This window comes from Photorhabdus akhurstii (genome assembly GCF_018448925.1).
Lineage (GTDB): Bacteria > Pseudomonadota > Gammaproteobacteria > Enterobacterales > Enterobacteriaceae > Photorhabdus > Photorhabdus akhurstii.
Genome location: NZ_RCWE01000006.1, coordinates 181,033 through 203,006 on the forward strand (window position 1 = coordinate 181,033; position 21,974 = coordinate 203,006).

Annotated in this window: 24 protein-coding genes and 1 pseudogene; 5 read left to right on the forward strand and 20 right to left on the reverse strand. The window is 40.6% G+C overall.

The features are described from left to right. Nucleotides 1–10 precede the first annotated feature (10 nt). Both gyrB and EAE93_RS10100 read left to right on the forward strand, forming a co-directional pair. A complete protein-coding gene (gene gyrB / locus EAE93_RS10095) occupies nt 11–2,425 on the forward strand; it encodes a DNA topoisomerase (ATP-hydrolyzing) subunit B (RefSeq protein WP_036811084.1) in 2,415 nt (804 codons plus the stop codon). Between the two features lie 140 nt (nt 2,426–2,565). Then, nucleotides 2,566–3,045, forward strand: a pseudogene (locus tag EAE93_RS10100) (Hcp family type VI secretion system effector). Nucleotides 3,046–3,066: 21 nt separating this feature from the next. Here EAE93_RS10100 and EAE93_RS10105 read toward each other — a convergent pair. The 11 genes from EAE93_RS10105 to EAE93_RS10155 all read right to left on the reverse strand — a co-directional run bounded on the left by EAE93_RS10105 (nt 3,067) and on the right by EAE93_RS10155 (nt 12,171). Next, on the reverse strand, nt 3,067–3,402 hold the full coding sequence (locus tag EAE93_RS10105) for a hypothetical protein (RefSeq protein ID WP_040149833.1): 336 nt from the start codon (nt 3,400–3,402) through the stop codon (nt 3,067–3,069). A 103-nt stretch (nt 3,403–3,505) separates the two neighbouring features. Further along, complete coding sequence (locus EAE93_RS10110; protein WP_036811078.1) at nt 3,506–3,817, reverse strand: hypothetical protein; 312 nt, start codon at nt 3,815–3,817, stop codon at nt 3,506–3,508. A 600-nt stretch (nt 3,818–4,417) separates the two neighbouring features. Then, a complete protein-coding gene (gene asd / locus EAE93_RS10115; RefSeq protein ID WP_036811075.1) occupies nt 4,418–5,524 on the reverse strand; it encodes an aspartate-semialdehyde dehydrogenase in 1,107 nt (368 codons plus the stop codon). A gap of 204 nt (nt 5,525–5,728) precedes the next feature. Continuing rightward, the gene (locus EAE93_RS10120) at nt 5,729–5,950 is read right to left on the reverse strand and encodes an ogr/Delta-like zinc finger family protein (protein ID WP_036782400.1); all 222 of its coding nucleotides are present in this window, start codon (nt 5,948–5,950) and stop codon (nt 5,729–5,731) included. A 76-nt stretch (nt 5,951–6,026) separates the two neighbouring features. After that, the gene (locus EAE93_RS10125; RefSeq protein WP_214039606.1) at nt 6,027–7,112 is read right to left on the reverse strand and encodes a phage late control D family protein; all 1,086 of its coding nucleotides are present in this window, start codon (nt 7,110–7,112) and stop codon (nt 6,027–6,029) included. Then, nucleotides 7,109–7,573, reverse strand: coding sequence for a phage tail protein (locus EAE93_RS10130; protein ID WP_110085699.1), 465 nt, complete (start codon nt 7,571–7,573; stop codon nt 7,109–7,111). The genes EAE93_RS10125 and EAE93_RS10130 overlap by 4 nt, the downstream gene beginning before the upstream one ends. A 2-nt stretch (nt 7,574–7,575) precedes the next feature. Beyond that, nucleotides 7,576–10,002 carry a phage tail tape measure protein gene (locus tag EAE93_RS10135; protein ID WP_250150973.1) on the reverse strand — a complete coding sequence of 809 codons (2,427 nt, stop codon included), beginning with the start codon at nt 10,000–10,002 and terminating at the stop codon, nt 7,576–7,578. Further along, nucleotides 9,995–10,114 carry a GpE family phage tail protein gene (locus EAE93_RS10140; protein WP_200868805.1) on the reverse strand — a complete coding sequence of 40 codons (120 nt, stop codon included), beginning with the start codon at nt 10,112–10,114 and terminating at the stop codon, nt 9,995–9,997. Before EAE93_RS10140 ends, EAE93_RS10135 begins: the two co-directional genes overlap by 8 nt. A 14-nt stretch (nt 10,115–10,128) precedes the next feature. Then, the gene (locus EAE93_RS10145; protein ID WP_036782409.1) at nt 10,129–10,446 is read right to left on the reverse strand and encodes a phage tail assembly protein; all 318 of its coding nucleotides are present in this window, start codon (nt 10,444–10,446) and stop codon (nt 10,129–10,131) included. A gap of 26 nt (nt 10,447–10,472) precedes the next feature. Then, nucleotides 10,473–10,988: a phage major tail tube protein gene (locus EAE93_RS10150; protein ID WP_105396541.1), complete on the reverse strand. Its 516-nt coding sequence runs from the start codon at nt 10,986–10,988 to the stop codon at nt 10,473–10,475. Between the two features lie 10 nt (nt 10,989–10,998). Further along, on the reverse strand, nt 10,999–12,171 hold the full coding sequence (locus EAE93_RS10155) for a phage tail sheath protein (RefSeq protein WP_036782415.1): 1,173 nt from the start codon (nt 12,169–12,171) through the stop codon (nt 10,999–11,001). Between the two features lie 428 nt (nt 12,172–12,599). Between EAE93_RS10155 and EAE93_RS24490 the strand changes: the two genes are divergently transcribed. Then, on the forward strand, nt 12,600–13,544 hold the full coding sequence (locus EAE93_RS24490) for a pyocin knob domain-containing protein (RefSeq protein WP_332008731.1): 945 nt from the start codon (nt 12,600–12,602) through the stop codon (nt 13,542–13,544). 15 nt (nt 13,545–13,559) lie between these two features. Then, the gene (locus EAE93_RS10165; RefSeq protein ID WP_214039608.1) at nt 13,560–14,090 is read left to right on the forward strand and encodes a tail fiber assembly protein; all 531 of its coding nucleotides are present in this window, start codon (nt 13,560–13,562) and stop codon (nt 14,088–14,090) included. Nucleotides 14,091–14,319: 229 nt separating this feature from the next. Here EAE93_RS10165 and EAE93_RS10170 read toward each other — a convergent pair whose 3' ends face one another. From EAE93_RS10170 to EAE93_RS10205, 8 genes are all read right to left on the reverse strand, one after another. Further along, entirely contained in the window at nt 14,320–14,916 is a 597-nt protein-coding gene (locus EAE93_RS10170) for a tail fiber assembly protein (RefSeq protein WP_110085693.1), read from the reverse strand. Nucleotides 14,917–15,050: 134 nt separating this feature from the next. Further along, nucleotides 15,051–16,172: a phage tail protein gene (locus EAE93_RS10175; protein WP_110085694.1), complete on the reverse strand. Its 1,122-nt coding sequence runs from the start codon at nt 16,170–16,172 to the stop codon at nt 15,051–15,053. Continuing rightward, nucleotides 16,169–16,783, reverse strand: a complete 615-nt coding sequence (locus tag EAE93_RS10180) for a phage tail protein I (protein WP_036783328.1) — start codon at nt 16,781–16,783, stop codon at nt 16,169–16,171. The genes EAE93_RS10175 and EAE93_RS10180 overlap by 4 nt, the downstream gene beginning before the upstream one ends. Next, nucleotides 16,776–17,774 carry a baseplate assembly protein gene (locus EAE93_RS10185; protein ID WP_046397841.1) on the reverse strand — a complete coding sequence of 333 codons (999 nt, stop codon included), beginning with the start codon at nt 17,772–17,774 and terminating at the stop codon, nt 16,776–16,778. The genes EAE93_RS10180 and EAE93_RS10185 overlap by 8 nt, the downstream gene beginning before the upstream one ends. 4 nt (nt 17,775–17,778) lie before the next feature. Next, nucleotides 17,779–18,120 carry a GPW/gp25 family protein gene (locus EAE93_RS10190; protein WP_036783323.1) on the reverse strand — a complete coding sequence of 114 codons (342 nt, stop codon included), beginning with the start codon at nt 18,118–18,120 and terminating at the stop codon, nt 17,779–17,781. Beyond that, nucleotides 18,120–18,896, reverse strand: a complete 777-nt coding sequence (locus EAE93_RS10195) for a phage baseplate assembly protein V (protein WP_036783343.1) — start codon at nt 18,894–18,896, stop codon at nt 18,120–18,122. Before EAE93_RS10195 ends, EAE93_RS10190 begins: the two co-directional genes overlap by 1 nt. A gap of 354 nt (nt 18,897–19,250) precedes the next feature. After that, the gene (locus EAE93_RS10200) at nt 19,251–19,454 is read right to left on the reverse strand and encodes a tail protein X (RefSeq protein WP_036783320.1); all 204 of its coding nucleotides are present in this window, start codon (nt 19,452–19,454) and stop codon (nt 19,251–19,253) included. 282 nt (nt 19,455–19,736) lie between these two features. Then, a complete protein-coding gene (locus tag EAE93_RS10205) occupies nt 19,737–19,901 on the reverse strand; it encodes a hypothetical protein (RefSeq protein ID WP_167337845.1) in 165 nt (54 codons plus the stop codon). Between the two features lie 396 nt (nt 19,902–20,297). Between EAE93_RS10205 and EAE93_RS10210 the strand changes: the two genes are divergently transcribed. Continuing rightward, on the forward strand, nt 20,298–20,912 hold the full coding sequence (locus EAE93_RS10210; RefSeq protein WP_110085695.1) for a phage repressor protein CI: 615 nt from the start codon (nt 20,298–20,300) through the stop codon (nt 20,910–20,912). Nucleotides 20,913–21,201: 289 nt separating this feature from the next. Here EAE93_RS10210 and EAE93_RS10215 read toward each other — a convergent pair whose 3' ends face one another. After that, nucleotides 21,202–21,774: a recombinase family protein gene (locus EAE93_RS10215; protein WP_036783315.1), complete on the reverse strand. Its 573-nt coding sequence runs from the start codon at nt 21,772–21,774 to the stop codon at nt 21,202–21,204. Nucleotides 21,775–21,974 lie beyond the last annotated feature (200 nt).

The window sequence follows — 21,974 nt, forward strand, 5'->3', positions numbered from 1 at the left end:
AGAAACGTTGATGTCGAATACATATGACTCCTCAAGTATCAAGGTATTAAAAGGGCTGGATGCGGTGCGTAAACGTCCGGGCATGTATATCGGTGATACAGACGATGGTACCGGCTTACACCACATGGTCTTCGAGGTTGTCGACAACGCTATCGACGAAGCCCTCGCAGGTCATTGTAATGAAGTTATCGTTACTATCCATGCAGATAACTCAGTCTCCGTACAGGATGATGGCCGCGGTATTCCTACCGGCATACACGAAGAAGAAGGTGTTTCAGCAGCCGAAGTTATTATGACCGTGCTGCATGCGGGGGGTAAATTCGATGATAACTCTTATAAAGTCTCCGGCGGTTTGCACGGCGTAGGGGTTTCTGTTGTTAACGCCTTGTCTGAAAAGCTGGAATTGGTTATCCGCCGTGACGGCAAAGTTCATGAACAGACTTATCACCTTGGCGTACCACAAAGCCCACTGAAAGTCGTTGGAGAAACAGAACAGACAGGTACCCGTGTCCGTTTCTGGCCGAGCATGGATACTTTCCGTAATAACACAGAATTTCAGCATGACATTCTGGCTAAACGCTTGCGTGAATTATCCTTCCTAAATTCCGGTGTATCCATCCGCCTTATTGATAAACGCACTAATACGGAAGACCACTTCCATTATGAAGGTGGCATTAAAGCGTTTGTTGAGTTTCTAAATAAAAACAAAACCCCCATTCATCCAAATGTTTTCTATTTTTCTACAGAAAAAGATGGCATCGGCGTTGAAATTTCAATGCAATGGAATGATGGTTTCCAAGAAAATATTTACTGCTTCACCAATAATATCCCACAACGCGATGGAGGAACTCACTTAGTTGGCTTCCGTACTGCGATGACACGTACCCTGAATAGTTACATGGATAAAGAAGGGTACAACAAGAAATCCAAAGTCAGCGCGACTGGTGATGATGCTCGTGAAGGTTTAGTTGCCGTTATTTCCGTTAAAGTGCCTGATCCAAAATTCTCTTCTCAGACTAAAGACAAACTCGTCTCCTCCGAAGTGAAAACTGCGGTTGAAACGTTGATGAATGAGAAGCTGGTGGAATATCTACTGGAAAATCCAAACGACGCTAAAACTGTCGTCAGTAAAATTATTGATGCTGCTCGCGCTCGTGAAGCAGCCCGTAAAGCGCGGGAAATGACACGTCGTAAAGGGGCACTGGATTTAGCTGGATTGCCAGGCAAACTGGCTGATTGTCAGGAGCGTGACCCGGCACTCTCTGAACTCTACTTAGTGGAAGGGGACTCTGCGGGTGGCTCGGCAAAACAGGGCCGTAACCGCAAAAATCAGGCAATTTTGCCGCTAAAAGGCAAAATCCTGAACGTCGAAAAAGCGCGTTTCGATAAAATGCTCTCTTCTCAGGAAGTAGCAACCCTGATCACCGCATTGGGCTGCGGTATTGGCCGTGACGAATACAATCCAGATAAGCTGCGTTACCATAGCATTATTATCATGACGGATGCGGACGTCGATGGCTCTCATATTCGTACTCTATTGCTAACTTTCTTCTATCGTCAAATGCCAGAAATCATTGAACGCGGTCACGTGTTTATTGCTCAACCACCGTTGTATAAAGTCAAAAAAGGCAAACAAGAACAATACATTAAAGATGATGAAGCAATGGATGAGTACCAACTATCCATTGCACTGGATGGCGCTTCACTTTACACCAATGAGCACGCGCCTGCCCTAAAAGGTGAACCACTGGAAAAATTGGTGACTGAATTTAATGGTGTCCAAAAAATCATTAAACGCATGGAACGTCTGTATCCGCTAAGTTTATTGAATAGCCTAATTTATCATCCGAAGCTGACCGAAGAAGCATTGTCTGATAAGGCGAAAGTTGAAGAATGGATTGAAATGCTGGTCACTCGCCTGAATGACAGTGAACAAAACGGCAGCAGCTACAGTTATCGCCTCCATGAAAATCGTGAGCGCCAAATGTACGAACCGGTTCTGTGTGTTCGTACACACGGTGTAGATACTGACTACCTATTGGACTTCGATTTTGTCCACGGCGGTGAATATCACCGAATCACTCAGCTAGGCGATAAACTTCGCAACTTGATCGAAGAAAGCGCTTATATCGAACGTGGTGAACGCCGCCAACCGGTTAGCAGCTTTGAACAAGCGCTAAACTGGTTGACTAAAGAGTCTCGCCGCGGGTTGTCTATACAGCGCTATAAGGGCTTGGGAGAAATGAACCCTGAGCAGTTATGGGAAACGACCATGAACCCGGAAACTCGCCGCATGATGCGTGTGACAGTAAAAGATGCCATTGCAACTGACCAACTGTTTACAACTCTAATGGGTGATGCTGTTGAACCTCGCCGAGCATTTATTGAAGAGAATGCCCTGAAAGCAGCCAATATTGATATCTAATTGATATTATTATCAATTTAAAAAAGCGCTCATATTGATTCTCTATGAGCGCTTTTTTTATCTGTTATTTACGACCAATAAAGTGTAATTTATTTAATGTTTATGTAAAACATCACTTAAATATAATCTAAGGGTATAATATGGCTGACATGATTTACATGACAATAAAGGGAAAAAACAGGGATTAATATCGGCTGGATGTTCTTCTGTTGATTCTATTGGTAATAAATATCAAGCAAACCATCTTGATCAGATATTTGTTTATAGCTTAAGCCATGCGATAACACAGACTCAAAATGTCGATCATCAACCCATTATTATCCAAAAACCTATCGACAAATCATCACCATTACTCGGTGTTGCTATTTCTGAAAATGAGTCTCTTGCAATGCTCTATTGATTTTTACCGAACTAACTCAAATGGTGTTCAATAACGTTATTACAATATAAAAATCACTGGTGCCACAATCACTGAAATAAGTGTCTTACATCCACATTCATTGAATCATAATGAGCTTCCACCACAGGAAAGTATTTCGTTAAAATATACAAACATTACCTGGAATCACCTTATCGCAGGTACTGGCGGTTATAGTATTTGGGATGACAGAATTTATTAAATCAAAACAAGGCGTTTTAATTTAACGCCTTGTTTCATTGACGAACTTTCTTGGTAGAACCAAAGCATATAAAATAGAAAACATCACACTACCTACTCTAATTACCTCACTATTTAAATTAATAAACATTGATATAATTTCATGATAACCATCATATTTAACAATAAACAATTGAGCAGTTCCAAACATGACTATTATAAAGAATGAAAAAACAGAGAGAATATAACTCCCTCTTTTCTCTATAATAACTTTAACAATAAGAAGTAAAAATAATATTACCAAAGATAAAAAATAGTACAGTAAAATATCTTGCCAAGTAGATTGAGTGGAAATTGTAACATCTATATAGTCCATCATTATTTTTCCTTTTCTAGCTGATAAATACTCAGAGCTGTAGCGTTATCAACAATTAGTCCAGTAACTAAATTAATTCTGATATTTTATTATATCTTTGAAAAAATCATCTAAAATATCTTCTTGGCATTAAAATAATATACAATAAGGAAAATATAAAACCACCAATCTTTATACTTTCGCTTTTAAAATTAATAAAATCAGGTATATTGTACTCATATCCTATTAAAATTAATTGAGCACTAGATAATATAAGAACCAAGATAACACCAAAAATAACCATAAGATTGTTATTTTTTTCTTCTATTATTATCTTAAGAATAAATAGAAAAAACAATATAACAAAAGATAAAACATAATAGTATAATATATCCAACCATGATGATTTAGTAGAAATAATAATTTCGGTATAATCCATTATTCTTTTTCACCAGTAATTTATTGTCAACATTTAAACTTCCTTGGGAACATCATCATGACTAAAATTGAAAATATCACCGCACTTACTCTTATTACCTCATCATTTAAATTCAAAAATATAAATGGTGGAATCAAGGAATAACTAAATTTAGATATAATTAATTGATCTGTACAAAAAGAAAATAAAAACAAAAGATTAATTATAAATAGAGAAACACTCTTTTTACTTTCCGTGTATTTTTTAATAAATAAAAAAACATAGAAAAATTATTATAAATAAAAAATATAATAAAAGATCCATATCAGATGATTGAGTAGATATAATTAGTTCCTGACCCATATTATTTGGCTAATATAACGAGAAGATAACGTCCTTGCCAACTCCCTTAATTCTCTAACCTTTAAAGCTAGTAGTTTATCTTGTTCCATTCCTACCATCTCCATAAAAACGATTCACTATACATTTGGACAGAATATCATAAACATAGTTTATGAATATAACAAAAATAAACCAATAAAGAAACAATGAACAGAGCTATATGGATAAATCCACCCAAACAACGAGTGGATTTTTACATAAGTAAATGTATTAAAATAATTAAACCAAGATACGCAGCATACGACGCAGAGGCTCTGCGGCTCCCCACAACAATTGGTCACCGACAGTAAAAGCAGACAAATACTCTGGGCCCATATTCAGTTTACGTAAACGCCCTACAGGAGTATTCAAAGTTCCCGTTACCGCCGCCGGGGTTAATTCGCGCATACTCAATTCGCGATCATTTGGAATAACACGAACCCAGTCATTATGCGCAGCCAATAATTGCTCAATTTCAGGAATAGAAATATCTTTTTTCAATTTCAGAGTAAATGCCTGACTATGGCAACGCAGCGCCCCAATACGCACACACAAGCCATCCACGGTAATGATGTTATTACCAGTATTGAGGATCTTGTTGGTTTCTGCCTGACCTTTCCACTCTTCACGGCTTTGGCCGTTATCAAGTTGTTTATCAATCCACGGAATCAAACTACCTGCCAACGGCACACCAAATTGCTCAGTTGACATAACTCCGCTACGGGTAAAATCCGTTACCTTTTTTTCAATATCCAGAATAGCCGATGCCGGATCTTGCAGCTCTTTTGCTACCTGGGTATGTAGAGCTCCCATCTGAACCAGAAGTTCACGCATATGACGAGCGCCCGCACCAGAAGCTGCCTGATAAGTTGCAACAGAAGCCCATTCAACCAAATTATTAGCAAACAAACCGCCCAAAGACATCAGCATTAGGCTAACGGTACAATTACCACCAACAAAAGTTTTTATGCCTTCATTAAGACCTTGCTGAATATGCGCATGGTTAACTGGATCAAGAATAATGATGGAATCATCATTCATACGCAGTGCTGACGCCGCATCAATCCAATATCCCTGCCAACCTGTTGCTCTTAACTTTGGATAAATCTCATTAGTATAATCTCCCCCCTGACAGCTAATAATAATATCCAAAGCACCAAGAGCTTCGATATCGAAAGCATTCTGTAACGTACCTTGCTGACCAGTAAAATCAGGTGCTGGCTGTCCGTGTTGTGATGTCGAGAAGAATACCGGACGAATAACATCAAAATCCCGCTCTTCAATCATACGCTGCATTAATACTGAGCCGACCATCCCGCGCCAGCCGATAAAGCCCACATTTTTCATCATTATTGTCCTACTTCGGTGAGTGTTGATTCAGTGATTCTGATTACACCAAAGCTGACAAAATATGACCAAGGACGCAAGTGAATTTATTAACTAATTCACAAGATATTTAGCACGTAGCCAGCAACAAGATATATAACAAATCGAGCATACGAGTAAAAAGCCACCTGTTGGTGGCAAATATTTACAATTAACTTTTAATTTTCAAGTCACATTCAATTGAGTTTTAGTTTTTTCTTTGGGATGCGGCTTAACACTTATTACTTCACCAGGTTTGGAAATAAAGCGGACAAACGTTTCATGGCTAACGAAAGTTGCGCCACAATTGATGTTTTGACATTGATTATAACGTTCTTTTGTATGGCTGGAATGCTCAAAGCTACTGCGTGCATGAGCCGCTTTACCACAAAGAGGACACTTGATCATATTTTCTTACCCTTAACTAAAACATGAACTCTCATAATGTGAACAATATAGCAATGAGATCTCATTTAAAGAACAATTATTTCATATCGAGATCATCAATTTTTAATTCCAGAGTCAGTGCTGTTGTAAAACCACCACCAGATCCATTCACCGTGTGAGTGACTGTCGTTAATGTCCATTCGGCAGCATCTATTTCTGGTTTAAAACCGGTAACCTTGATTGGTATTTCAGGGTAGAGATCTGCACGCCCCTGAGCCAATTGAATCGAAAACGTCGCTGCTCCACGTTGCATTTTTTCCCAGGCAACCTTGGCTGCACGTTTAGCACTAGCCTCATCAGCATAAGTACGAGAAAGCTCTAATACGTTATCTTTGCTACCGATCAAATAAAATTTTAATTTATCAGCATTTTCCTGATTTTTTCGTTCAACGGTTAAGGTATGTTTTTTCTCCGGTTTACGGACATCCAACCAGTTTGCTACCACGCCGGTATAAGCCTCACGATCAGACAGAGTAAAATTGTGGTTGTCACCTGACCGACGTGTAATCACTAATGCAGGGATAACCGCACCACTGGCTGTTTTATTCTGTCCTTGCCGGATAAATATCAACTTACCATTTTTTACGGAAGCAATCGCCCCTTCCTGCCTTGCCAAGCGGGTAAGAAAACTACCATCTGACTCATTCGTCTGATCAATATGGTTAATAAATATCTTCGCAATATCCTGATGTAAATCAGCAGTAAGATTATTTCTAGCAGCGATAATATGGACAATATCACCTATCGTTTTCTTATGATAAGACTCTTCACGTCTCATATTGAGAGATTCACGGAAATCAGCACTACGGGCACGAATTGTTAATTTATCCGGTACTCCACTGTGGCCAATTTCATCCACAGTAAAACGTCCTTTACTAATCAGTGGTTGATCACGCCATCCCAACGCCAATGAAATCACATTACCTCTAGAAGGTAGCACCAAACTTCCATCTGCATCATCCAGTTCAATATCAAGCTGGTCGGCTTCAAAACCTCGATTATCTGTCATTGTTAGTGATATCAGGCGCGATTGAATGCGCCCGCTGATATCTTTATTATCAATTTCCAAAAGAAATGCCGGTGCATTGCCTTTTTCAGTTCCCCTGCCAAATTCAGACGTCATGACAATACCTCTCTGACTCTATTTGACAAATTGTCTGTAAGCATAGAGAACTGTTCTTGAAGATCACCGAACATTTCACTTAGAGAACTATCTACTCGCTTCAATGTCAACGTGAAATCAATTTTGCGGGCAGAACCATTCGACATAAATTCAGTTTTTGTCTGGTCGATACTCTCAATGACAAACATACCGTAAACCGTGCCGCTGCCATCTATAAAAGACCAAGCCTTACCGCTGTCAGCCATAATTTGTAGTATCGTCAATGATAAACGGCCACCAGTAATTTCTGGATATAACGAACCGGAAAGTGTCATTGTGTCGTTATCCGGCCCCAGAAATTGCCAGGCAGGCCGCACCCCGATACGGCTATTAAAAGCATGTCGCCATGACTGAGTATATTGCATACTCTGGTATGGCGTGGTTTTCAACATAAAAACAAATAAACCCAGTGCAGCCATCATAATTAGAATTCTCCTCTATCAGAGAATGAACTGCGTAAACGAGCCTGCTGTTTACGTTCCCGATCATCCAATTCGCGCCTAACCGCTGCTGCAATATCCTGCGCAGATTGCCCCGGCGCACCATAGATATTTATATGATAGACCGGCGATTCACTGCGGTATTCAACCACCTGACGTTTGTCCGTTTTCTTTTCCTGAATCTGAGGATAAGCATGAACCGGTAAACTCTGAACATGCAATGGTGCGGTTCTGGCGGCGGTAGAAGGCGCCATTACGCTTAAAGAAAATGCCGCAGCGGCAGCAAGTTTAGCAGTCTGTCGTCGGCTAATAACATTAACAGGGCCAGTGACAATCTCTGGTCCATATTCACCAACAATACCAAATCGACCAGCCGGAATAATGCCCCCTTTGTCATGTTTGGGCAGAACCGAATTAACATTAGGACTTACATTATTACTGGCATCTCTTGAAATATCTTCCTTTGACCGCATCCAGTCAGGGAGATACTCAGACAATGAAGTCAGTTTCTGTTTCAGGGCTTCCCATTTTTCATTAATCCCCTCCAATAAACTGTTAATTATCGCTGTGCCAACCTCTTTAAATTTACTAGGTAGATTCATTACGTCAGTAATAATTTCATTCCATTTATCCGAGATCGATATTTTAATATTCTCCCAGATATCCAATGTATTCTGTTTAACTAATTCCCAGGCATTACTAATATTAGTTTTAATACTTTCCCAAGTTTGCAGAACACTCTGTTTAATGGATTCCCATTTCTCACTGAGGCTAATTTTAATATTTTCCCAAAGCTGAGAAAATTTCGGCCCCAATGTTTCCCAATTTTGCCAAATATAAACAGCAGCCATCGCAATTACACCAACAATGGCGAGGATTGGGTTAGCCATCATCAAACGACCGACGATCATCATGGTGCTACCCAACATTTTCAGAGCATTCCCGACTAATCCGAGCGCTCTCACACCAGTACTACCAAAGAAAGTAAGACTATATTTCGCTACAGCTAATGGAAGCAATATCGAAGCGATCGCCTGTGCCAATGCGCCAAACACAGTTAACATGCCTCCGACTACCACCGTAATAGTCGCAAGCGTTGCAGCCAAACGTGGATTGGCTTCCATCCACTCACTGACTTTATTGACTACATTGGTTACTTGCTGAGTGACTTCTCTTGCAGGACCTTCTACGCCAGAAAACATCTGAACGCCTAGATTACTCCAAGCGGCATTGAGTTTTTGGATATCACCAGTGAGATTATTCGTCACTACAAAGGCAACTTTTTGGGATTCACCTTGAACATTTTTCAGTTCAGAGATAAACGCTTGCAATCCTCCCTGCCCTGCCTGATTTACCAATACATCCAAAGCAGGAGCAGCATTTTCACCCCCAATTGCTGTGAAATAACTTGTACGTTGTTTACCGCTCATTGAACGGGTTTTATCATCTAGTTCAACGAGAATATCAGGTAATTGCCGTAAATTACCTTTAGCATCACGAGTTTTAATATCTAGTTGTTTCAATGCGGCAGCAGCAGCTTTAGGCGGTTCAGCCAATCGGCTTAGTACATTGCTCAAAGCCTCTCCAGCTTCACTTCCCTTGATATTGGCATCACTTAGCTTTCTTGTAGCAGCCGCAACGGTTTCAATATCAATCCCCAAAGAAATGGCCGCAGGAGCGACAGATTTCATGGTGTCACCCAATCCCGCCAACGTTGTTTTTGAACCAATAAGCGTTGCCGTCAAAACATCACTAACATGCCCCATCTCTTCGGATTGTAATTTAAACCCTTCCAGTACATTAGTACTAATATCAACCACATTGGCGAAATCTGTACCGCTTGCCTGCGACATTAATACCGCGCCTGGCATCACATTCTTTATCTGGTCAGGAGAATACCCCTTGGAAGCATACAAGCTCTGTCCCTGTGCAATCTGGCTGGCAGGAATCCCTGTACTTTTGCTCAACTCACGACTTTGATTGAGCAACATAGTGTATTCAGGAGAATTTTTTTCAATATTAGTTTGTGCCTGAATTTTGGACATTTGAGCACTGAGATCATAACCCGGCATCAAAAAGTTTTTACTGGTTGTCAGTATCTTACTACCGGCTGATTTTGCACTAGCACCATATTGGCTAACGCGGTCACGAAACTCTTTGATTTTGCTATAACGACCTTCACCGCGATTTTCTTCCTTTTTGTTACTGGTATGCGCAGTTTCCTGCGCATATTCAGGAGCAGAATAAGGTTTAATTGCTTCATAAGTCTGATTTAATCGCTTGAATTCATCACGATTTTGCCGGAGAGAATCCGCCAACCTTTTATTATTTCGCTGTGCGGATTTCAAGGCGCTGGTCAGCTTATTAACGGACTGTATTACCAATTTAAGCTGTGACTGTGTATTACTCATTTTCTGCACCACTTCGTAAGATGGCCCGATGTCGCCAGTCCAGTAATTCCGGTAGTGACATTTCATTTGTCACTGCCGGAGACCAGTGGAAAACGGTGGCAATATCTGCCACCAATTCATCTACGGTTAGTCGGTCTGGAAACCGGACTTCGCCGACTTCGGTAACAAAAAATTGACCACCTCAACACTGAGATTAATCAGATCGCCGGGCGTCATTGACAACAGATCGCTTTTAGTGAGCGCAGGTATGGTAACGCGTGGCAAAACCAATATCATTGAGTCCACATCCATTTCCAGCAAAGCCTGTAGCCGAGCACCACGCAGCGCGCCACTGTTCGGTTTGCGCACCACCACTTCAGTGATGTTGCTACTACCACGTGCAAGCGGTTCTTCTAATACGATTGTGCGCTGCTCGTCGTTTTGAGTAATTAGTGTTTCTGTCATGGTTCAACCTTGTTTATCCGATTAGATTAAAGACCCATAGCGCGGCGGTGATCTGCCAAGCGATCTTCACCATTAACGACTTCAACCATGTTAACGGTATCCACTTCGATCAGAACTTCACCATCCCATGTCAATTTGAAATAGGTATTTTTAGCGCTGATTTTGGTCTGAGTATTATCTCCCTGCTTATAAGTACCGTGGTCAAACTCATGGAAACGGCCACGCATCACGATTTCAACAGCAATCACATCGCTGGTATCATCGCGCTGGTAGGAGCCCGCAAAGCGCAACATTACGCCATCGGCTTTGGTCAGTCCCCATTGCCGATAATGTTGAGCTTCCATACCTCCTAGAGTAAATTCAACGTCCAATGCACCTTCATCCAAGCCTAAGTCCACGGTTGCGCTACCGTTCATGCCAGCGCCACGATAGGTTTCCAGTTTACGACTCAGCTTAGGCAGAGTAAGTTCTTCTACTATTCCCTGATAACTATTGCCATCATTAAACAAGTTCAGGAATTTAAGTTTGCGAGGTAATGCCATCTGTGTCCCCTTAGCCGTTTATGCTTTTCGCGAAATCCATCAGGTAACGATCTGTAATACGCTGGCGTAACATCATGTTTTCCAGTGGTGGTACAGGTGTATAGTCGTAATCGAGGGTCAATTTACCCGCTTTCAAGGTGTCTTTATCATTGGCGTTTTCGTCATACCAGCATTGACCGTCAATAATGTAGCCCCCAGATTTCAGTTCACGGAACTTAGCATTGATACCTTCGATAATGTCCCGTACGAGTGAAGGAGTTAGTGGCTTATCGATTGCCCACATATGTGCTTCCGCCATAGTGTCAGCTAAGACTTGGGCAGTACGAGTGTAACTTTCGAACTGGAACAATGGGTCATCAGCGCAGGTACGGGAACCCCAGAAACGGAAGCCATTTTTACGGATAAGTGTCGTGATACCATTTTGGTTTAGCAGGCCTGAATCTGTTGCTGGATCTTGAAGATCCCAGAATACATCTGCTGAAAGACCGGTCACACCATTGACACCGATGTTGGACAGTGTTTTGTGCCAACCTGTTTCTTCATCAATTTTTGCACGCAAACCTAGTGCACGAGCTGTAGCATAGGCGATAGTTTCTTTATTAGAAACAGTATCCCAACTCAGGAAATCTGGCCAAATTAGCATTAATTCGCGCTGACTGAAGTTTTTGCGATATTCGATAACTTCTGAGATGGTCTTACTACCATAGGCGCTGATATAAGCCATTGCTCTCAGTTTTTGCGCGATACTCGCCAACTCAACAGCAACAGCCTTCGTATCCAGCCCAGGAACCCCAAGAATACGTGGCTTCACACCTAATTGGCTTTGTGCTGCCAACAGTGCCTGTATACCGGTTTTCTTACCTTCATTAGTTGTAGTACCAATGATGTTGCTGGTAGTTTGTTCTTCCGTTTCACCTTGTGCTACACGGACAACAACAGTAACGGGTTTAGACTGGTCTGAGATAGCTTTGAGTGCCTGAGGCAATGTACCGGTTTTACCAGCTTTGCCAATGGCGAGTGAAACATCAGTAATCAAGACCGGAGTGTTTAGTGGAAAAGTTTTTTCGTCTGCTTCAGGACCAGTACACACCATACCAACAATAGCGGTGCTAACTGTGGTGATGGTACGTGTGCCTTCGTTAATTTCCTGTACACGGACGCCGTGATGATAATCTTGTGCCATATTAGCGGTTCTCCTGTTAAGGTGTCCCGCTATGTTGAAGTATCCAAATTATTAAATCATTCGATGAGAAATGTGTGAGAGATGATACAAATCAGGTCGCTTAATTTATTATTTTTTCTAATAATTTAATTACCTGTACTTCATAGATAGAGGAAAAAGAAACCTCTATAAATCAATATCTGCTTCTTCTGTCGCGAATTTTTAGCTCTGTTCATTGATTATTTTTTCACAGATTTCACCGACCAAAATAGATTATAATTTATACATATCAACGCATTTCTCTGTAAACCACAATTCTGGTCATTTATTAACACCCGAATATAGCCAATCTTCGGCATATATAGTCCCGCTTAGTACCAATACGAAACTATTCTTTCGGAAATTTCACCGATAAGTGAGTTTTAAAAAATCTTGGTTTGATAGAAACGGTGAATTTGGCTCAGGGAGCAGTACCGAATAGCCGAAAAGTGAATGGCAAAGTTCTGACTGAAGATATCAATATTACGTCTCAGGATATTTTTCATGGGCAGGCCATATCTATCCCCGACAAAGCCGATTTAAATGATTATCAAACGCCAGGTCTTTATTATCAGAGTTTGAACGTACAAGCGGGATCCGGTAATAACTATCCTGAACCACTTGCAGGTTCGCTTGTCGTTTTACAGACTGCTGGGATTACTCAGCGTTATTTTGTTTATAACAGTAGTCGAATATATACGCGTTCTTTTTATTCTTGGAGTACTCCTAGTCCTGGTGCAGTATGGTCATCTTGGGCACGAGAATATAATACCCTGAATAAACCCACTGCGAGTGAGCTCGGTTTAATGGAAACTGTTACTAAAGCTTCTGATGCGTTGCAACGCAGCGGTGGCAATGTAACCGGCGACATAATTATTACTACTGACTCTGCACTGAGTTGGATCAGAAACACCGACTTTGCCTCTATCGGTTTTAAAAACACCGGAGATGGTGATGCAGACTCCTATATGTGGTTTAAAACGGGGGATAATGGCAACGAATATTTCAAATGGCAGCATGCCCTCTCTGGAGGGCCAACTAATGAATGGATGAGTCTTAAACCTGATAACCTCCGAATTAGAGGGCATCAGGTCTATCATGAAGGATATAGACCAACCGCTGCAATTATTGGCGCTTATACAAAATCAGAATCAGACACGCGTTATATTCAAGACATTCGCTTTGGTGCCAAAGAACTCGCGCAAGTACGGAAAATCTCTGGGGATACAGACACAAATGGATATGCCATTACTGCTGTAATAAATGGAAATAGAGATGAGTTAGTTGACACCGTAAACCGCAGGCCAATACAGAAGAAGGTTAACGGCATGTGGATGAATATACCCAATATTTAGTAAGGCGATAAATATATGCAAAACATTAAAAAATTTTCCCAATATATACCTGACTCAAAACAAGCCAGAAAAATCATTGAAGATTTTAATGTCATTTATTTGAAATCAGAAGACGGTCAGGACTGGTATGAATGCCAGAAAAGCTTTAATTCTGGCACAATCAAAGTAATGTATGATTTTAATAATGTAATCCGTTCTATATCAGCAGATGTATCAGCTTTTAACCCAGATGGAATGAGTGTAGCTGAGGTAAATCATCTGCCTGATTCTTGCGATATTTCTGGCAAATGGCAATATATAAATGGTGCTATTGTTCCGCGCAAATATACAAAGGGCGAGTTAGTTGCTCAAGCAGAGAGACGTAAAGAAGAATTGCTAGTCCTTGCCAGCAATAATATTGCTCCCTTACAAGATGCCGTTGATCTAGATGAAGCAACTCTGGAAGAGATAGAACGGCTCAAAGCTTGGAAAAAATACCGAATGCAAGCAAACCGCATTGATCCCACCATAGCACCAGATATTGAGTGGCCTGCACAACCCGCATAAATAAATATAGGCCCGCAGTTCACAAACCTCGGGCCTTTTTTTATTCTGGTTTTTAGAGCAATCAATAAGTGCTTACCTAATGCGTCAGACCTTACTGGAATGAAGAAAATACCAAGTCATACTTAACTGGGTTGATATTTCAAAGGCATCGGAAATCGATTGGTCAACATAACCTATCATAACTGAAAAAAGACCGGGGATAGAATAACACCCGGTCTTGATAATTGTATTATTCTGGTATTTGTGGCCACTCAATATCTGAAGCCATTGAAGTATCAACACGGCTTAGTAATACCACATACTTCTTCCAGGCAAGCAATAATGCTTTCTCTGTGTCCGAGGCCATCTCAGTCTCAATAGCATATTGTAATAAAGTCATGGCTTCATCAGCCTGTTGGCGAAGAATGACACGGTGTTGTTCTGCCTGTTCAATCTGACTGTTTTTTTGAGCTTCAGTGTCCGTTACCCATTTTTCACCATCCCACTTATCAAAATCAGTGTTTGGTTGTTTGCACGTCAGTGTTTCTGGTAATTCGCCCGGTTTAATGATTTCCTTCTGTTCCCCAGTTTGGGTGTCGTAAGCTATTTTTCCTCGATAATCTGGTACAATTTGCCAACCGGTTAAATCAGATGAACGGCAGGCGACATACCCTTCTTGGGTATCAGGTGGCGCGTCTGTGCAAGAATTAGCAGGAAGACCGACACCAATAGGAAGATACTCATCAGAACTGTGTAAATATTCCAGCGTAATCGCATCGTAATTAAACACAACGATACTTCCGGTACTGATGGCAATATTATTTTTATCCAGTACAGCCTTATTCATCAGGCAATCCTCACAATATAATTAAATGCCACGTTTCGTGGACGTGTTTCTATTCACCCACCCGTTTGGTGGTATGTCAGTCGGCCAAGGAAGTGGTATTCCTACTGGGATCCCTTCAAGTACAGACATGAGCATTATGCTGCCCTTACAATGTAGTTAAACGCTACGTTACGTGGCCTTGATACCCCTATATAAGCGGCATTGGTATTCCAAGTTGTTGCTGTACCGACAGATCTCGCTCTCAGTGGAATATCTTTATTTTGGGGAGTATCCCATTGTAATTTCGTACGCTCGTTGAGTGAGAAGTTAACAACATTATCAACTTGACCAACTTCCTGTAGTAAATAAGACCCTTCTTGCCATACCAATAATGTACGATCCGGATCAACGCCACGTTTGTCATCCCAACCGCGAATAAATTCTCCTCGCAAATCGGGCAAATTACCACCAGGGTAAGCCTTAGCTAATTCCGGAAATTTCGCTTTATCAAAGGCCGCACCATTGCATTGCAACCACCCATCCGGTAGTGTGGCCGTCGGCCAAGGAAGTGGCACCCCTATCGGAATTAGCTTTTCCAATAAACCAAGGTTTTTCACAAAAGCATTTTTATCTGGGATATCTGCGCCATTTTGGTTTTTTGCCAATTTACTATTAGCATTATCATAAGCTGCTTTTACCGCTTTGGGTGTTGCCGCTGTCGTTTCATCATTACTGTTAATAGCACTGTTAAGTTTTGTAAAACCTTTCTCTGTCAACGTGGCATCTGGATGATTGCGGCTTTTTTCATGTTTCTGAATAGAGCTATCTACATAATCACGAGTTGCCAGAACAACAGAGGGATCAATTTTCAGCGTTACTGAATCCGTATTGCTAACAATCAAGATCATTCTGACAGTTTGTGTTCTGCCTGAGCCTTCCTGTAATTGTGGTTTATAGGTTTCCGGGCAGTTTGCTACTGCAATTAAGTTACCTTCACTGTCAAACAGACCAATTTCACGCATCCACCAACCACCCTCACTTTCAGGGATAATTTGTTCAGCAATAATTTGGTTGGTGTTTATCGGGTCGACACTTAATGTGTTAATTGCAGCGCGGCGCTTTTCATTAACTAGTTTTGTCTGATTGACGTCAGGATCTGGTAATTTACCGCCACCGTCACCAACAGCCATGTGAGTAATATCGACTTTTGTCCCCAAAGCAGCGGCGTTCGCCAGTTTCGCTGCTCCCAGGTTGGTTAAAATTGCAAAGTATTTCATGGTGAAACCCTCAATGTATCTGTCTCGATCAAATGAATTGCAGCCCCTAAAGGAGCATTGTCGCTAGTTGTGATGACGTCAGGGAGATATTGGTAAACAGTGAGGTCATCTCCACTATAACTCGTCGCAGCGCAATAAAATTCGCCTTTAACATCCAGATTGATTGACAAACCTATCAAATGACGACTTACAGGCTTGGCATCAGAAATTAGCCGTTCCAGCTCTAAAAAAGTTTCTTCGGTGATCCCGTTTTCCTGTACCCCTATCGCTAACCGGAATGTGCCCGGTGTTTCGTTGTTCAGCCACCATTCCTTTATTTGAATGAGATAGCCAAGCGGTTCTACTACACGACGGACGGCACCAATGGTTCCCTTATGTTTGTGCAGAAACAGCGAGTTTTTTATCACGTCACGCTTAGTGCTTACCGACCACTTTTCGTCCCAGCGATCAACCGACCACGCCCACGCCAGATAGGGTAATAACTCCTCAGGGCAAGTATCAGGATTCCAGAGTTGGCGAAGTGGTACTGGAATATTCTGCAATTGCGAACACGCCTTAGCAGCAGCCAACTCCAAAACCGTAGAACCTGTTGGTAACAGGCGGTCATTCATCAGAACCTCCCACTATCAAACCTGGATTTGGTTTGGAACAATCAGCAGTTTGTGTTTTCCCTATTTCCAGTTTTGCGCCAGTACAATAAGGAGCTTGATCTTTACACAGAGTTATGTCTTTAGTTGGAGCTCTCAGCTCTACCTGCTGTACTCCTGCGACATGCAACGCAGCATAAATGGCAGATAACCGAATATCTCTCCCCAATTTATGTTGATCTAGCACGTACTTATCCATATTTTGTTGAGCCAATTTACGGATAGGTTCAGATTCAGGTGTCGGGTAGAGATAAAGCACAGCATCAATTTGATATTCCACTATGTTAGCTGACTGCACTTTTACCCGATCGGCAACTGGTCTGACGTTTTCGTCATTAAGTGCCGCAATCACTTTATCCAGTAACTCTTGTGAAGCTACACCTTTGTGCTCTTTATCTTCTTCGTCTTGTTTATCTTTTTCCCATTTCCATTTCCGCGACAAAATAGTCACAGTCACATTGGCTGGTGATGGGCTGATGACGGAAACATCTGAAACAGTTTGATATTCACCTTTGTATTCATTTCTATTAGCATGAATACTTTCATTAACCTTAAGAGCATGATATTCATACGCACCAATCGGCCCTGCAACACTTAACCCTTCGAAGGCTCTTTGGATGCGATCACGGAAGGTACTATCAGGCTCCATAACTGCCCGGGTAACGTTATAGTTCGCTCCTAGCTGGTCTAAATCTCTATTGGTTGCATAGGCCAACATTACTGCACGAGCAGCTTCATTAACCCGCTGGCGCAATATCAATTCCCGGTACGCGTTTTCCTCAAGTAACTTAACCAGAGGTTCGGATTCCAATTCCAATGTTCGAGTAATAGCATCCCGTTGTTCTTCAGGATAAAGGGATATTAATTTGGCTTTACGTTCAGCCAACAGGCTTTCATAATCCAGTGGCTCAACTACATCAGGTGGCGGCAACTGACTTAGATCAATGGTCGGCATTGTTTTACCTCACAGGGATAGATAGAGAAAACCCCCCAGGGGACAGCTGATAATGACCAGATATATCTACTGTCATTTTGCCGTCTTGTTGGGTATTTATGGTGATAGCTGTCAGATTAATTCGCGGTTCCCAGCGGCTAATAGCGGTATAGGTGGCTGCCATAATTTGCAGGCGTAGAGCCGCGTTCTGTGGCCAGTCAATTAATTCGGGTAACAGAGAGCCATAAGTGCGCCGTTCCAAACGACTACCAACAGGGGTTAGTAAGATGTCGCTGACAGACTGGCGTACATGATCCAGATCCGTCAGGCTACGACCAGTTTGTCGATTCATTCCAAGGTACATCATTATACTGGACCTCCTGTTGTCGCACCGCCTGCCATGACGCCGGTGTGCTGGTGCGAATGTAGGGTTACGCCGTTAGAACTGAGTTTTCCACCTGTGTTTTCAACATCACCTTCCAGCTTAGTTTTTCCTTTTACAGCAAATTCTGGTGTTTGCAGTGTGATGCCTTTGGCTGCCCCAGCTTTTACCTCCAATGCATTTATCCCGACTTGTAGTGTTTTCATATCGATTTTGTTGACTGAAGTCAGTTCGATAGAGTTGATTGCCTCAAGTTTGATTGAATTAAGTGCTTTGAGTGAGATATTTGTTGCTTCAAGTGTTATGGAATCTGAAGCCTGCACTACAGCAGTCTTAATACCTGTTACCTTTAAGGCACTAAATGCTGGCTCATACTCCATTATTGCTCCATCAGGAAAGACAATATGGACAGCTTCCGCAGAAGCAGGCAACGCTGATGGAAATTGATCAGCAAAAGCAGTATCAACAGTTTTTCCAGAAACAGCCAATGGCTCCGGAAATTGATTAGAATAAACAGCTGGCAATACAAAGGAGGTGGTCAATTCACCGCCAACAGATAACAGCAAAACTTGTTCACCACGGCTGGGAGCCCACCAAGTACGGGATTTGCCTGCCCGCATTGTCAACCAAGGCCGCCAGTCAGTTTCGAGATTGCCTGTTGCAATCCGGCACACTCCCCGGGTGGTATCTACCTCGGTAACAACACCAGTTCTGATCAGGTTACGCAATAAGCGCAAAAGTTCTGTTAGTTGTGTATCCATGTTTGGAAAAATGCCATTTGGTGGTTGTGGATTTATGTATGAAAGAATGCCAGCAATGGCAGTTGCCAACATCAAAGAGGAATTGTAAGAAAGACAAAACAAGTTTTTTGAAAAGAGAAAATGTAACAACATAAATTAAAAAGCCCTTCCCATAATCGAGAAGGGCCTTTATGTAATCTGTGCTATTTTGACTCTAATAGTTCAAAAAATTCAAATTTGCGTGGCTTGACTATATATTAAGTATAACGTTCGAGTTCAACTGTTTATTTATCTAGCCAGAAGAATAGATAAGTTTAATTTCCTGATATAGAGTGATAATTCTGTTTAAAAAACATAAACTTAGTATGGATATATTTAATCCCATAGTTGCAAAATAGGTTTCGTTGTAGCTGTCATAATTTCCGGCATCTCAACTTCTGTGCCATGTGGCAGGATTACACCGTATTCAGCCAAACCTGGGTTAACTAACAGTACCTGTTCTGTCATGCTTTGAGTCCGACCATAATGACGCCAGCATAAAGCATCAACAGTATCATTCTGCTGTGCAATTATTTTCATTAGGTATACCCTCTCTAATTTAGTCAATATTGTTAAGTTAAAGTGTTATGGTGCGCTGAATAGTGGGAGAGAACCAGTGAAACAATATTGTTAAGGAAACAGTACAAATGAGAAGCAAGAAGCCACTTTTCAGTGGCTAATTTAATAATTAATCATATTTTCCAAAATTTGCTGAATTCATAGGGAAAATCTATTTTTCAGCTCATTTTCCAATGCAATCATAATCAACTTAGAAACTTTAGATTATTTATCATACAGAATTTCCACATTTATCTACCGTATTTATTCTTCAAGCGTTTCGTGGTAGTTAATAAGTTGTTTTGCAAGTGGTGTCGACAACTCAGCAATCCAAACCAAAGCAAGTTCTTTATCCTCAGCATGATTACATTCACAGCTTGTTGCCATTCTAGCTATAAAATTAATACGTTGCGCTATTACTGATTCCATAAGAAAGTCCACTGACAAACTTACCTCCGCATAACATAACTGTATATAAGAACAGTACACTTTGATTAGAAAAATTTAAAGTGGTTTTTTATCTTTTTTGGGAACTATATTTGATAGTGTTAATATATTAATTATTGTTTTTACTGAAATAATTAATGATTAAAAAGGTTTCTTTTCGATCACAATTCGTTGTAATTAATAAATTTTTCTTATTTTATTGCTTAGAAGATTTTTTCTTTTTATTTAGATGATATAGTTTCACAAAGTATATAGATTGAAATTTATATGCCTATGATGCAATATCCCTTATCGGATCTAATGAATTTATTTGGGATCACTATAGCTCTTAATCAGAGGGCTTTGTGGAGACGGCAAACTCACTAAACTGTACTTTCAATGAAAAAAAACATAACTGAGATAAAAATGGGTGCAGATAGTGGAGGAAAACAAGCTATCGAACGCCTTGTTAGTGCATATGGGTTTAAATCACGTCAAGCATTGAGCGACCATTTAGGCGTGTCTAAAAGTACAATGGCGAACCGTTATTTAAGGGACAGCTTTCCAGCAGACTGGGTTATCCAGTGCAACCTTGAAACCAATGCTTCATTGTTATGGCTAAGCACAGGACAAGGAGAAATGTTCCCTGACGGAGAAAAAAAAAGGGAATCTTTAAAAAACATTATTACTCCGACAATACAGCGCGTTAAATTGGTTGGTGGAAAGTTGAACGCTGATAACCCTGTGACTTTAGATACTCAACTTATTGCCAGAGAAATAAGAAAACCTCTCATTGTAGATAATAATAACACCTGGTATTTGTTGGATACAGAAGAACCTAATGTTCAGGATGGTTTATGGTTAATTGATATTGAAGGGATGCATAGTATTAAAAAGATCACAAAAATCCCAGTTAGTAAAATCCGGGTTTGTGATAACGACGTAATTTTTGACTGTGCAATTAATGAAATTAATTTTATTGGTCGCGTTTACCTAGTGATTTCCAGGTACTGACACACTTTTCAATTGTAAGTAAATTAATTTACTTAGATGTGTAAATCCTACATTGATGGTAATTCGTTACCCAAAAACTTCCAGATATAGTGGATTTCATACACAATAAGTTCTCTTGCCAGTAATAGCTAATTGTTAACTTATTCCGTTGTTCCTTTATAGTATGTATAGTGCGGCGGAAGTTTTTTGCATAGATAAAGAAACTTGATATATTTTGCATAAATTAAGAACCAATTACTTGGATATTACGAATACAAAATTAAACGTTTAACTAGCCGCACTGCAAATATTAATTTGATCGACAATTTTCTTTATTTACTGGAAAATATTTATATATTGTAGATAACGATGTGTTGTAAATTAATGATAACTGTTTCCGTGTGTGGCCTTTTGCTAACAATCTTGCTGCTTGTTGTTGTTCAACGAATGAAAGTGACACTGGCCTGCCACCAATTCTCCCTTGGGCACGAGCTGCTATTAATCCTGCATTTGTTCTTTCAACGATTAATTCCCGTTCCATTTCAGCCAGTGCACTCATAACATGAAAGAAAAATCTCCCCATAGAAGTGCTGGTATCAATGCTATCAGTCAAGCTTTGAAAATGAATACCACGTTCACTTAAATCAGAAATTAAAGTTACCATATTTTTTACGCTACGCCCCAATCTATCCAGTTTCCAAACAACTAGAGTGTCACCTTTTTTAAGTTGTTTTAAAGCTCGCTTTAAACCTGGTCTGTTGGATGTTTTTCCGCTAATTTTATCCTCAAAAATTTGCTCACAATTTATACTTATCAATGCGTTTCGTTGTAAATCACTGTTTTGGTCATTTGTTGACACCCTAACATAGCCAATCTTTGCCATATGTAACCCTACCTAATACCAATATGAGACTATTATTATAGAAACTATCACGGATTAGCGAGTTTTTAAAAACCTTGGTTTGATGGAAACGGTGAATTTGGCGAAAAATGCTCTTCCTAAAGACTCAGCTGAATCATTCACATCAGGCAATCACAATATTAAAACAGGTGGAAATTATTCCAGTTTGTCACTAACAAAGG

Coding starts and splice junctions, on each gene's coding strand:
- EAE93_RS10120 (WP_036782400.1), bottom strand. CDS start 5,950: ATGATCAAGTGTCCTCTTTGTGGTAAAGCGGCTCATGCACGCAGTAGC.
- EAE93_RS10200 (WP_036783320.1), bottom strand. CDS start 19,454: ATGAAAATAATTGCACAGCAGAATGATACTGTTGATGCTTTATGCTGG.
- EAE93_RS10195 (WP_036783343.1), bottom strand. CDS start 18,896: ATGGATACACAACTAACAGAACTTTTGCGCTTATTGCGTAACCTGATC.
- EAE93_RS10105 (WP_040149833.1), bottom strand. CDS start 3,402: ATGATGGACTATATAGATGTTACAATTTCCACTCAATCTACTTGGCAA.
- gyrB (WP_036811084.1), top strand. CDS start 11: ATGTCGAATACATATGACTCCTCAAGTATCAAGGTATTAAAAGGGCTG.
- EAE93_RS10170 (WP_110085693.1), bottom strand. CDS start 14,916: ATGAATAAGGCTGTACTGGATAAAAATAATATTGCCATCAGTACCGGA.
- EAE93_RS10155 (WP_036782415.1), bottom strand. CDS start 12,171: ATGGCACAAGATTATCATCACGGCGTCCGTGTACAGGAAATTAACGAA.
- EAE93_RS10180 (WP_036783328.1), bottom strand. CDS start 16,783: ATGAATGACCGCCTGTTACCAACAGGTTCTACGGTTTTGGAGTTGGCT.
- EAE93_RS10215 (WP_036783315.1), bottom strand. CDS start 21,774: ATGGCAAAGATTGGCTATGTTAGGGTGTCAACAAATGACCAAAACAGT.
- EAE93_RS10150 (WP_105396541.1), bottom strand. CDS start 10,988: ATGGCATTACCTCGCAAACTTAAATTCCTGAACTTGTTTAATGATGGC.
- EAE93_RS10185 (WP_046397841.1), bottom strand. CDS start 17,774: ATGCCGACCATTGATCTAAGTCAGTTGCCGCCACCTGATGTAGTTGAG.
- EAE93_RS10125 (WP_214039606.1), bottom strand. CDS start 7,112: ATGACGTCTGAATTTGGCAGGGGAACTGAAAAAGGCAATGCACCGGCA.
- asd (WP_036811075.1), bottom strand. CDS start 5,524: ATGAAAAATGTGGGCTTTATCGGCTGGCGCGGGATGGTCGGCTCAGTA.
- EAE93_RS10205 (WP_167337845.1), bottom strand. CDS start 19,901: ATGGAATCAGTAATAGCGCAACGTATTAATTTTATAGCTAGAATGGCA.
- EAE93_RS10145 (WP_036782409.1), bottom strand. CDS start 10,446: ATGACAGAAACACTAATTACTCAAAACGACGAGCAGCGCACAATCGTA.
- EAE93_RS10190 (WP_036783323.1), bottom strand. CDS start 18,120: ATGATGTACCTTGGAATGAATCGACAAACTGGTCGTAGCCTGACGGAT.
- EAE93_RS10130 (WP_110085699.1), bottom strand. CDS start 7,573: ATGATGGCTGCACTGGGTTTATTTGTTTTTATGTTGAAAACCACGCCA.
- EAE93_RS10165 (WP_214039608.1), top strand. CDS start 13,560: ATGCAAAACATTAAAAAATTTTCCCAATATATACCTGACTCAAAACAA.
- EAE93_RS10210 (WP_110085695.1), top strand. CDS start 20,298: ATGAAAAAAAACATAACTGAGATAAAAATGGGTGCAGATAGTGGAGGA.
- EAE93_RS10135 (WP_250150973.1), bottom strand. CDS start 10,002: ATGAGTAATACACAGTCACAGCTTAAATTGGTAATACAGTCCGTTAAT.
- EAE93_RS10175 (WP_110085694.1), bottom strand. CDS start 16,172: ATGAAATACTTTGCAATTTTAACCAACCTGGGAGCAGCGAAACTGGCG.
- EAE93_RS10110 (WP_036811078.1), bottom strand. CDS start 3,817: ATGGATTATACCGAAATTATTATTTCTACTAAATCATCATGGTTGGAT.